Below are 10,694 nucleotides of genomic sequence, written 5' to 3'. Positions count from 1 at the left end.
CCCCCACTGATTATTAGCCTTCACCAATCGGGCGTTTACTGCCCACAAATAGCGGGATAAAGGGAAAAGCCGTGCTGATGCACGGCTTTTTTGTTGTTATTGTGTTTAATATTATAGGTAGGGCGATATTCTATGTCGAAGCCTCGATATTTCTTGGGAAATGCGGAAGATCCCGTCGATATATAGGGAAGACATTAGAGCGCTTCTTTACATTTTTGAATTTGAACTAATAATTTTTCGTATTCTTGTTCGAGAAATGTGATGTCATCGTGAGGATTTGGTATAGAAATCCGGCTGATGATTTCTGTTAATTTTGTTTGTAACCGTAATAATTCTTGTTCAGTAATATTTACAGAAGCTTGAGTTGTTCTTTTTGTGTATTGCTCGTAATTGCCGTGGAATATTCTAGGCTCTCTCTCATCTACTTGTAGAATATGGTCTGCAACAGAACGAATAAAGGCACGGTCATGGCTAATGAAAAGTATGGTGCCAGGATACTCTTGTAACATGCTTTCTAATTCTTCTTGCGTTGCTAAGTCTAAATAGTTTGTCGGTTCATCGAGCAGAAGCATATTATAGTTTCCTAAAAATAATTTTGCAAGTGCAACCTTCATTCGTTCACCGCCACTTAAGACGTGCACAGGTTTATGAACATCTTCACGGCGGAATAGGAGCCTTGCAAGTATTGTTCGCACGAACGACTCCGTATAGTTTGTTTCTTCTAGAACATTTTCTAAAATTGTTTTATCTGTTTTTAAAATTGATAGCGTTTGTTCAAAGTATCCAATTTTACAGCTTTTCGAAAGCTGAATGCCGCGCTCGTTTGTGAGAAGCATATTGAACAAAGTTGTTTTTCCACTTCCGTTTGCGCCTAAAATAGCAAGCTTTGCACCAGGGGCAATAGTTCCATTCATATTTTTAAATAGTGTGCGGTCACCTATTTTCTTTGTTGCTTTATTAAGCTGTACCACCACTTTACTATGAATGGGTGTATGGTATTGCACGTCAAAATGAGCTTGAGAAAGATCCTTTGGCTTTTCTTTCTTTTCTAATTTTTCGAGACGTGTCTCTAATACTTTCGCTGCTTTGCTAACATTTTCTTGGCCATGTGCCCCACTTAACTTATAAAGTTTAGATTCAGATGAACTGAACCGCGTTGGGACTTTTGTCATGCTAGAAGCACGTTGCTTTCTTTGTAAAATTGATTGCTCTAAACGATTTTTTTCTTGTACATATTGCTCATATTCCGCTTGCTTTTGTATTCGCTCACGTTCTTTTTGTTTTCGATAGTTTGAATAATTCCCTTTATATTCTTGAATAGTACCGTCTTCAATTTCGATGATTTTGGTACATATGGTATCTAGAAAATCACGATCATGCGATATTAAAACAAGTGCACCGTTATAAGATAAAAGTGCTTTTTCTAATTGCTCTGTACCGAACATATCTAAGTGACTTGTTGGCTCATCAGCAAATAGAATGCCTGCATCTTGTTCGAGAGCATGAGCAATCTTTAGGCGCATTCGTTCGCCGCCGCTCATTGAATCTGCAACGTTTGAAATATTCCATTTTCCTTTTGTAAGAGAAGAAGCGGTTTCCGGCAGTTCCTCGCTAAGCTGAGGAATGATAGCGATAGAACTATGGTGAGTTACTATACCTTGGTCAGCCTCTATTTCTTTACTTAATATTTGTAATAACGTAGATTTTCCAGCTCCGTTGACTCCAACAATTCCTATGCGATCGTTTGTTTGAATTTCCAGTGATGGTAACGTAAATAGGGTGCGATCACCAAAGCTCTTTTCAATATTACGTGCGAATAAAATAGTCATAAAAAAACCTCCCTAGTTTCACTAGAGAGGATAAACGTCGCCCTTGAATGTAAAAATCGTACATAAATAAACGATTTTTTACATAACCGTCTCGAAAGAAAGTATCGACAAATGGACAGACTAATCCTCTGCTAGTTTTCATCATTTTTGTTCACTATTTGTGATGGATGAAATAAATAAGAGAATTAGAACTTCATTGGTCAAAGTACCTTCCTTTCATAATATTATTTTTATTGTATGCGCATACAAAAGAGTTTGTCAAACTTATTTCTGTTTGTGATTTTTGAATTCGCTATTATACAGTTGTGCCTTTGCGAGTGCTTCAGCATCATTTTTGATTTCATCTAATCCATTCGCATCCCCAATAACATACCCTTCAAATGATGAACCAACAAAATCAAAGATATATTGGAACTGAGCAATAAGCGGCAATGCTTTCAGTTTCGGATTATCCCCACCAACGATGACAACGTACATCTTTTTCCCTTTCATTTTCTCTTTAAAATGAAGAGATGTATCGCGTAAACTTTGTGACCAGCGATCGACGAAGTTTTTCATATGACCACTCATACCGTACCAATAGAGGGGTGTCGCAAAAATGATTGTATCGTGTTCTAGCATTTGCTCTATTAAAGTTTGGTAATCGTCATTTACAGGTTGAAATCCTTCCGTATCATGGCGCTGGTCTGTAATGGGGTGGACTGTATAATCACGCAAGTAAATTTGTTCTGTTTTAATTCTATCAATCATCATATGTGTTAGAGTTTCAGTGTTCCCGTTTTGTCTTGAACTGCCGTGTATGACGAACATGTAATCATCCCTTTTCTTTTGCTTGTTTTAGGAGTGAAACGTGTTTTTGTAAATTCGTTTGAATGTTGGAAAGTAATGTGATTTGTTTCGTTACCTCACTGAGTTTGTCTTCGTAAAGTGCAAGGATACTGCTGCACGGATTTTCGTATAGGTGTGGTTCTATTTCGAGGCAGCGCAACATTCGTGCTGTCTCTTCTAAATTTAAGCCAATTTGTAAGTACATTTGAATAAGCTCTACTTTTTCAATGGCACTTTTATCGAAATCACGATAGCCGTTTGTGAGGCGGTTTGAAGGGAGTAATCCCTTTTCTTCATAATGTCTCAGTGAGCGCTCACTGACCCCTGTTTTTTTAGATAACTCCCCAATTCGCAATGTGTTTCACTCCTTTTAAAGGTATTGTAAACCTTCACACTAATGTGAAGGTCAACTCTGTTTTTTCGCAAAAGAATCTACATGATTTAAAAACACTTGAATGGCTTTAGACGGAATGAAATATTTGCCGCGCACGATGGAGAATGGACGAATTAGCTTTTCGTTTGGAACAGGGACGTGGAATATTTCTTTTGCCAACAGTTCCTTTCGAACAGTCCAGTCTGAAAGAATAGCGATGCCAAGCCCGGCAGCGACGGCTTCCTTTACACTTTGAATGCTACTAAATGTAAAGAATCGTTTCATTTTTAAATGATGTTGATGAATAAAACGATCGCTATAGGCACGTGTCCCAGAGCCACTTTCTCTTAATACCCATACTTGGTCTTGGAGAGTAGCTTCGTTTATATCCTTGATGTGAAGCAATGGATGATTTGGAGGGACGACGAGCTTCATTTCATCTTGCATAAACGTCTCAACATCTACGTCAGCGTATACGACTTGGCCTTCCACTAAGCCGATATCAATTTGATTAGAGCGGAGGCTTTGCAAAACTTCTTCTGTATTTGATATAAATGTATGAACTTCGACGTGTGTATTTTCATTGGCAAAGCGCGCAAATATTTTCGGAAGTAAGTATTCGCCAATTGTAAAGCTAGCACCAATGCGGAGCGTCCCTGTTACAACGTTATGTAGGTCATTAATTTCTTGTTTGGCATCTTCGTAAAGAGAGAGCATTTGCTTTGCGTGTATGTATAATATGTTTCCTGCTTCTGTAACTTGGACGTGCTTTGGGGAGCGCTGAATGAGTGTAGTTCCAAATTCATTTTCCAGGTTGCGAATGTGCATGCTTACACCGGGTTGTGAAAGGTTTAAAAGTTCTGCTGCACGAGAGAAATGTTTTTGTTCAACGACAGTCACAAAGATTTTTAAAATGTCGACGTTCATTTGTTAGGCCCCTTTATTTTTGCTTTTATTTTATCATAAGTATTTCTGATGATAGGGATTCAATATTGATATTAAACTTATTATAAAAATTCTCTTATAATGTAACTAGAAAGAACATGCATGTTCCAATACGATTATTGGGGTGGTATAAAGTGGAACAAACACTTGTTATACAAAAGAAGAAGGGCTTTGGATTTTCGCAAGGTATTGGGATTACGTTATTAATCGCAATCGCCGCGAAATATTTAGCAGAGCTTCCATTTTTAAATATTATGGGACAATTAGTAATCGCTATTCTAATCGGGATGGTTTGGCGTGCGGCAATCGGGATTCCTCAAGAAGCGATAGCGGGAACGAACTTTGCGAGTAAGAAGTTGCTACGCTTTGGGATCATCTTACTTGGAATGCGGTTAAATCTTGTAGATATTGCGAAGGCGGGTCCGAAAGTATTGGTCATCGCAGCGGTTGTTATTACATTTACAATTTTCGTTGTATATGGACTAACGAAAGTATTTAAAGTAGAAAAGAAACTTGGAATTTTAACGGCGTGCGGAACGGCGATTTGTGGTGCAGCAGCGGTCGTCGCGATTGCACCGCAAGTGAAAGCGAAAGATGAAGAAACAGCGGTTGGGGCAGCGATTATTGCAATTTTAGGTACAATATTTACACTTATTTATACGCTATTATACCCAGTGCTTGGCTTTTCTCCGTACGGTTACGGTGTGTTCTCAGGTGCGACATTGCACGAAATCGCTCATGTTATCGCTGCTGCGGCGCCAGGCGGTAGCACGGCTGTAGACATCGCGGTTATTGTGAAATTAACGCGCGTAGCGATGCTTGTGCCAGTAGCGATTTTAATTGGATTATGGTTTGGCAAGAGCGAGGGAAGCGAAGAAAAAAGATCGTGGCGCGACCTTCCGATTCCTTGGTTCATCTTCGGATTTTTAGCAATGAGTGCGGTGCATTCGCTTGGGATTATCCCAGAAGTTGTTGCCGGATATATTGTAGTAATTGCGTACATGCTTATTGCAATGGCGATGGCAGGGCTAGGTTTAAATGTAGAGTTTAAAACGTTCCGCAAATTAGGAAGTAGGGCATTTGTGGCAGGGCTAATTGGCTCGGTTTGCCTTTCGGTACTTGGGTACGTTCTTGTATATGCATTAGGATTTATGTAGTAAGACGAAGAAGCTGTCCCAAAAGATATTTTGGGACAGCTTCTTTCTTATGCCTATAGTGCTACGGATGTCGATATTTGTCGGTAAGTCGATATATTTAAAAAATCGCCGATATAAATGGAGTTGCGCTGATATAGTTGGAAAATCGCCGATATAATTTAAGTTGCGCTGATATATTTAAAAAATCGCTGATATAAATTTAATTCCTGTCTTACTGTGTTAGAGAAGGTGTTCAGTGAAATGTTTTTCTAAAATTTGTAAAGATATCTTTACTTGGAATTGGAAAACATTTGTAATTAAAGTAAAGATATCTTTACTTTCGAAGGTGGAGCCTATGGGTGTGAAAAATAAAATTAAAGAATTACGAAAGCAAAATCACATAACGCAAATTGAAATGGCAAAGGCGATGCAAGTGACGCGGCAGACAATCGTGGCGATTGAGAACTACCACTATAACCCGAGTCTAGAGTTATCCCTAAAAATCGCCAAATATTTTGGAATGAAGGTAGAGGAAATATTTACGCTGGAGTAAGGGGAGAGAAAATGAACGATACTAAAAAGTTGTATATCGCTACTGTCTTAGGATTATGTGGAGGGGACGTTTTAGTTCGTATTATGGATCCATCCATACCGATGTTATCGCTAATAGTTAGTAACATTTTAGCAATTCTATTTTTAACAGTGTATACGTATTATAAAAAACGTAAGTACAAAAAAGAGGGATTTCCAGATATAGATGAGCGAGTAAATGAAAATATAAAAAGGCATGTAAATGTCTCGCTTATATTCGCATTTGTCCTTCTCATTGTTTACATTGGCGCTAGCAAAATCATAGGCAGAGATGCTATACCTACGCCAGAAATATTCATTGTATGTAGTTTCTTATTTGCTGGTAGTCTCATCGTAGGAGTTATGGCGGGAAAACGAGCATAGCGATAGGAGGAATGAAAATGCAAGATGAGTTTGAGAGATTTCAATCGGATAAAGCGTTTAAATATTTAGGGTTATTTTTCGTGATAAGTTTAGCAATATGGAGTTTGTACAATTTAATTGTTTATGGAAATGCTGGTATGCCATTCGTTTTATTTGTACTAGGACAGTTTGTTTATTTCGTTGTGAATTATTGGCCGAAGTGGAAGTTTAGAAATAAGAAAGAGGCTGATAATACATGAATAAGCAAGAAGTTATGAGGTTTATAGGAAGCTTATCTTTAGCGGGGCTTATTTTAAATACAAGTTTAGTCATTTTAAATATTTCATGGGGAGCGATATTGATTTCAAATGTAGCCCTTATTAGTTTATACGCTGTGTCTGAGTATAAGGAGCGAAAGCGATGGAAAGAAGAAGGTGTACCTGCATTAGATGAGAGAATCATGAAAAAAATGCAGCAATATTTTACGGCTTGTATGGTAGGTTTCTTTTTGTTTTTTATCGCGTATCTTTCTGTAAATAAGTATTTAGATAGACAAATCGTGGATGTGAATGAATTATTATATATAGTTATTTTCGGACTGTTAATTAGCATGGCATCGACGAGTGTATTAGCAGCAAAGGGAATTAAATAAATATATAAAGGGGAAACAGGATGGGATTAGCGGTATTATGTGTTGCGACGGCTATATTTGCACTTTTGTGGGGGATGCAAAACTTCTCTCGCAATCTAGTGCCAAGTGTATGTATTATGATTGGTGCTGTAGGTTTATCATACTATTTATTAATTTTAGCGCATTATCATAAAACAGCAACAAGTGTTGTTGTTGGGGCAATTATTTTATCTTGTGGACGCGCTATACAAAAGGGTTTTCTTCCATAAAAGCTGTTTATACAAAAGGTATAAACAGCTTTTTGTATTTTTTTTACAAACTACTTGAAAGTTACGTTACGTCACCTTTTATAATGAAGGAGAAGAGGTGATGGAGTTGATTTCAATTCAAGAACTAACGAGGGAAACAGGAATTACAGTAAGGACGTTACGTTATTATGATCAAATCGATTTATTAAAGCCGAGTGGAAAAACTGATGGGGGACATCGGTTATATAGCGAGAGAGATGTTGTTCGTTTGCAGCAAATTTTATTTTTAAAAGAAATGGGTTTTTCATTAAAAGAGGTTGCGAATATGTTAGTAACAGGTGAGCTCAATTTAAAAGGTTCGCTTGAAAAACAACTTAGATTTGTACAGGAAGAACAAAAGAAGTTTAATCGAATGGAGCGTGTTTTACAAGCGGTTGTTTATTCGGTAGATGTGGAGGGAGAACTGGATTGGAAAGTTATGTTTGAACTCATTCAGCTTTCGAAACAGTCTCCTCGTATACGTGAAATATTCCAAAATGAATTGTTTTCAAAGGAAGAGCAAGATTTACTTCGTAATTTACCAAATATGAGTGAAGAAGATCCGAATGTATTAGATTGGGTAGATGTATTAAAGCAATTACGTAATTTTATGAAAGACGGTAAGGAAGCATCGTGTGATGAAGTACAAGAGGCAACGAAGAAATTAATGCAGAAGTGTTTAGAGATGGCTAATGGTGATGAAGCATTTTTAGATAAATTGTGGGAAGTAAGAAAATCAAAAGAAGATTCACAGAAAATGAGTATGTATCCAATTGAGGAAGAGCTTCTAGTATATATGGATGAGGCTTTTCGTATATATGATGAAAGGGAGAGAGATAAATGAGTATACTCGCAGAATATCGATGGTATTTTTTAATTGGTGCAGAGATTGTATTTTGGCTATCAGCTATCGGATTCTTTTTACTAAGGTATGGATTTCGCTTGAAAAAGGCAAGTTTTATTATGGGGATTGTGCTACTCGTAAATGAAGTGTTTATTTTAACTTTAGGAGTAGTGGACTACTATCAAACAGGGAAGTTCTCTAATTTTCAAATCATTACGGTAATCATTTTATTATATGCAGTTTTTTATGGGAAAAAGGATTTGAAGAAATTAGATATATATGTGCGAAAATTAGTTGCTAAGTGGCGGAATGAACCGGCGCCTATTATCGAAGAACCACTTGAAGTAACAGGGATGGCGCATACGAAGCAGGAAATAAAAAATTGGGTTTTACATCTTATTTTGTTTGTTGCGGTTCATATATTCCTTTTCTTCATGTATGGGCTTATTCCAGTAGAACAGTGGGGAAATTGGTTAGAGTCAGGAATCGTTTTAAATAAAACAGCAAGCCGTGTAAGCCAAGTATGGGCTATTATTCTTTTAGCGGATACTGCGATTTCATTTTCATATGTTATTTTTCCGAAGAAGGAGAAAGGAAATAAGAAGCTACTTTCATAGAGGAAAGTAGCTTTTTCTAGTATACCAATAGTTTGTATAGGAGAGGATGACAGTAGGAAAAAGAGCTAGTTTTATATGTCTCTTTAAAATGAAGTAAAACTTTAATTAGTGTGGGGTCGACTGCTCGTTAATGTTGGAGAAAGTTTGATGAGGAAAGAAATGTGTTCTCCTTCCTTTTTCTATGTATAACTTGTCGAAAACTTTACCGAATATCTGTTCGTTTTTTTAGGTTTTTTATGGGCATTCGTGGTAAAATAATAATACAGATTTTTATGAGGAGGTCGGTTTTTAGTTGGAACATCCATTTGAAATTATCTCAGAGTATTCCCCGCAAGGTGATCAGCCGGGAGCGATAGAGAAGCTTGTAGAGGGAATTAATAGTGGTAAGAAAAAGCAAGTGTTGCTTGGAGCGACAGGAACGGGTAAGACATTTACGATTTCAAATGTCATTAAAGAAGTGCAGAAGCCAACACTTGTAATGGCTCATAATAAAACGTTAGCAGGGCAGTTATATAGTGAGCTGAAAGATTTCTTTCCTAACAATTCTGTGGAGTATTTTGTTAGTTATTACGATTATTATCAGCCGGAAGCGTACGTGCCACATACGGATACGTTTATTGAAAAAGATGCGCAAATTAACGATGAAATTGATAAATTACGCCACTCGGCAACGTCTTCCTTATTTGAACGAGATGATGTTATTATCGTTGCGAGTGTGTCATGCATATACGGTTTAGGTTCTCCGGAAGAATACCGCGAGTTAGTTGTTTCACTTCGAGTTGGTATGGAAAAGGACCGTAATCAATTACTTCGTGAACTTGTTGATGTACAGTATGGACGTAATGATATTGATTTCAAGCGTGGTACATTCCGTGTGCGCGGAGATGTAGTTGAGATCTTTCCGGCATCACTTGACGAACACTGTATTCGAATTGAATTTTTCGGTGATGAAATCGATCGTATTCGAGAAGTAAATGCATTAACGGGTGAAGTATTAGCAGAACGTGATCATGTAGCAATCTTCCCGGCATCTCACTTCGTTACACGTGAAGAAAAGCTGAAGGTCGCTATTGAAAATATCGAAAAAGAATTAGAAGAGCGTTTAAAAGAATTAAATGATAACGGTAAGTTGTTAGAGGCGCAGCGCATAGAACAGCGAACGCGTTATGATTTAGAAATGATGCGCGAGATGGGCTTTTGTTCAGGGATTGAAAACTATTCCCGTCATTTAACACTTCGTCCAGCAGGTTCAACGCCGTATACGCTTTTAGATTATTTTCCAGAGGATTTCTTAATCGTTATGGATGAGTCGCACGTATCGGTTCCGCAAGTAAGAGCGATGTATAACGGGGACCAAGCACGTAAGCAAGTGCTTGTTGATCATGGATTCCGTCTGCCATCAGCTTTAGATAATAGACCGCTCACGTTTGATGAGTTTGAAGAGAAAACGAATCAAGTTATTTACGTTTCGGCAACGCCAGGACCGTACGAGTTAGAGCAGTCACCGAAAGCAATAGAACAAATTATTCGTCCAACAGGGCTTTTAGATCCACCAATTGATATACGACCAATTGAAGGACAAATAGATGATTTATTAGGAGAAATCCATGACCGGATTGCGAAAAATGAACGCGTATTAATTACGACTTTAACGAAGAAAATGTCAGAGGATTTAACGGACTATTTAAAAGATGTAGGAATTAAAGTGAATTATCTTCACTCTGAAATTAAAACATTAGAGCGTATTGAAATTATCCGTGATCTTCGCCTTGGTAAGTTTGATGTACTTGTCGGTATTAACTTATTACGAGAAGGATTAGATATTCCAGAAGTATCACTTGTAGCTATTTTAGATGCTGATAAGGAAGGTTTCTTACGTTCAGAGCGTTCATTAATTCAAACAATTGGTCGTGCGGCGCGTAATGCAAACGGCCGCGTTATTATGTACGCAGATCGCATAACGAGATCAATGGGAATTGCAATTGAAGAAACACAGCGTCGTCGTAGTATACAAGAAGCTTACAATAAAAAGCATGGTATTACGCCGAAAACGATTCAAAAAGGAGTACGTGACGTTATTCGTGCGACAACAGCAGCTGAGGATACGGAAATATATGAAGCAACACCAGCTAAGAAGATGACGAAAAAAGAACGTGAAAATACAATTGCGAAGATGGAAGCAGAGATGAAAGAAGCAGCAAAGGCATTAGATTTCGAGCGTGCAGCTGAATTAAGAGATTTACTATTAGAATTAAAAGCGGAAGGGTGAAA

At 37.6% G+C, this 10,694-nt stretch carries 13 protein-coding genes; 9 read left to right on the top strand and 4 right to left on the bottom strand.

The genetic code is table 11. The features are described from left to right. Window positions 1-194: 194 nt before the first annotated feature. The 4 genes from abc-f to AB3X48_RS05525 form a co-directional block, all read right to left on the bottom strand. Window positions 195-1,829, bottom strand: coding sequence for a ribosomal protection-like ABC-F family protein (gene abc-f, locus AB3X48_RS05540; protein WP_016106618.1), 1,635 nt, complete (start codon window positions 1,827-1,829; stop codon window positions 195-197). 264 nt (window positions 1,830-2,093) lie between these two features. Continuing rightward, window positions 2,094-2,639, bottom strand: coding sequence for a flavodoxin family protein (locus AB3X48_RS05535; RefSeq protein ID WP_199714935.1), 546 nt, complete (start codon window positions 2,637-2,639; stop codon window positions 2,094-2,096). A 4-nt stretch (window positions 2,640-2,643) separates the two neighbouring features. Then, the gene (locus AB3X48_RS05530; protein WP_016106616.1) at window positions 2,644-3,012 is read right to left on the bottom strand and encodes a MerR family transcriptional regulator; all 369 of its coding nucleotides are present in this window, start codon (window positions 3,010-3,012) and stop codon (window positions 2,644-2,646) included. 51 nt (window positions 3,013-3,063) lie between these two features. Then, the gene (locus AB3X48_RS05525) at window positions 3,064-3,957 is read right to left on the bottom strand and encodes a LysR family transcriptional regulator (RefSeq protein ID WP_016106615.1); all 894 of its coding nucleotides are present in this window, start codon (window positions 3,955-3,957) and stop codon (window positions 3,064-3,066) included. A 152-nt stretch (window positions 3,958-4,109) separates the two neighbouring features. Between AB3X48_RS05525 and AB3X48_RS05520 the strand changes: the two genes are divergently transcribed. The 9 genes from AB3X48_RS05520 to uvrB all read left to right on the top strand — a co-directional run bounded on the left by AB3X48_RS05520 (window position 4,110) and on the right by uvrB (window position 10,692). Then, window positions 4,110-5,132, top strand: coding sequence for a YeiH family protein (locus tag AB3X48_RS05520; RefSeq protein ID WP_016106614.1), 1,023 nt, complete (start codon window positions 4,110-4,112; stop codon window positions 5,130-5,132). 334 nt (window positions 5,133-5,466) lie between these two features. After that, on the top strand, window positions 5,467-5,664 hold the full coding sequence (locus AB3X48_RS05515) for a helix-turn-helix transcriptional regulator (protein ID WP_016106613.1): 198 nt from the start codon (window positions 5,467-5,469) through the stop codon (window positions 5,662-5,664). 11 nt (window positions 5,665-5,675) lie between these two features. Further along, window positions 5,676-6,065: a hypothetical protein gene (locus tag AB3X48_RS05510; protein ID WP_016106612.1), complete on the top strand. Its 390-nt coding sequence runs from the start codon at window positions 5,676-5,678 to the stop codon at window positions 6,063-6,065. Window positions 6,066-6,082: 17 nt separating this feature from the next. Continuing rightward, the gene (locus AB3X48_RS05505) at window positions 6,083-6,304 is read left to right on the top strand and encodes a hypothetical protein (RefSeq protein ID WP_002159891.1); all 222 of its coding nucleotides are present in this window, start codon (window positions 6,083-6,085) and stop codon (window positions 6,302-6,304) included. Beyond that, window positions 6,301-6,696: a hypothetical protein gene (locus tag AB3X48_RS05500; RefSeq protein WP_016106611.1), complete on the top strand. Its 396-nt coding sequence runs from the start codon at window positions 6,301-6,303 to the stop codon at window positions 6,694-6,696. Before AB3X48_RS05505 ends, AB3X48_RS05500 begins: the two co-directional genes overlap by 4 nt. A gap of 20 nt (window positions 6,697-6,716) precedes the next feature. Further along, entirely contained in the window at window positions 6,717-6,944 is a 228-nt protein-coding gene (locus AB3X48_RS05495; RefSeq protein WP_199714933.1) for a hypothetical protein, read from the top strand. 100 nt (window positions 6,945-7,044) lie between these two features. Next, window positions 7,045-7,806, top strand: coding sequence for a MerR family transcriptional regulator (locus AB3X48_RS05490; protein WP_016106609.1), 762 nt, complete (start codon window positions 7,045-7,047; stop codon window positions 7,804-7,806). Further along, window positions 7,803-8,423 (top strand): hypothetical protein, encoded by a 621-nt coding sequence (locus tag AB3X48_RS05485; protein ID WP_016106608.1) that lies wholly within the window; start codon window positions 7,803-7,805, stop codon window positions 8,421-8,423. The genes AB3X48_RS05490 and AB3X48_RS05485 overlap by 4 nt, the downstream gene beginning before the upstream one ends. Before the next feature lie 292 nt (window positions 8,424-8,715). Continuing rightward, window positions 8,716-10,692, top strand: coding sequence for an excinuclease ABC subunit B (gene uvrB / locus AB3X48_RS05480; protein ID WP_016106607.1), 1,977 nt, complete (start codon window positions 8,716-8,718; stop codon window positions 10,690-10,692). Window positions 10,693-10,694 lie beyond the last annotated feature (2 nt).

The sequence above is a fragment of the Bacillus sp. S4 genome (genome assembly GCF_040838205.1).
Classification (GTDB): domain Bacteria; phylum Bacillota; class Bacilli; order Bacillales; family Bacillaceae_G; genus Bacillus_A; species Bacillus_A cereus_U.
The sequence above is the reverse complement of the archived record's forward strand: the minus strand, read 5'-3'. Positions and strand labels throughout refer to the sequence as shown.

Excerpts from the sequence above, each read along its gene's own strand:
- abc-f (WP_016106618.1), bottom strand. The coding sequence starts at position 1,829 with ATGACTATTTTATTCGCACGTAATATTGAAAAGAGCTTTGGTGATCGC.
- AB3X48_RS05535 (WP_199714935.1), bottom strand. The coding sequence starts at position 2,639 with ATGTTCGTCATACACGGCAGTTCAAGACAAAACGGGAACACTGAAACT.
- AB3X48_RS05525 (WP_016106615.1), bottom strand. The coding sequence starts at position 3,957 with ATGAACGTCGACATTTTAAAAATCTTTGTGACTGTCGTTGAACAAAAA.
- AB3X48_RS05515 (WP_016106613.1), top strand. The coding sequence starts at position 5,467 with ATGGGTGTGAAAAATAAAATTAAAGAATTACGAAAGCAAAATCACATA.
- AB3X48_RS05510 (WP_016106612.1), top strand. The coding sequence starts at position 5,676 with ATGAACGATACTAAAAAGTTGTATATCGCTACTGTCTTAGGATTATGT.
- AB3X48_RS05505 (WP_002159891.1), top strand. The coding sequence starts at position 6,083 with ATGCAAGATGAGTTTGAGAGATTTCAATCGGATAAAGCGTTTAAATAT.
- AB3X48_RS05500 (WP_016106611.1), top strand. The coding sequence starts at position 6,301 with ATGAATAAGCAAGAAGTTATGAGGTTTATAGGAAGCTTATCTTTAGCG.
- AB3X48_RS05495 (WP_199714933.1), top strand. The coding sequence starts at position 6,717 with ATGGGATTAGCGGTATTATGTGTTGCGACGGCTATATTTGCACTTTTG.
- AB3X48_RS05490 (WP_016106609.1), top strand. The coding sequence starts at position 7,045 with ATGGAGTTGATTTCAATTCAAGAACTAACGAGGGAAACAGGAATTACA.
- AB3X48_RS05485 (WP_016106608.1), top strand. The coding sequence starts at position 7,803 with ATGAGTATACTCGCAGAATATCGATGGTATTTTTTAATTGGTGCAGAG.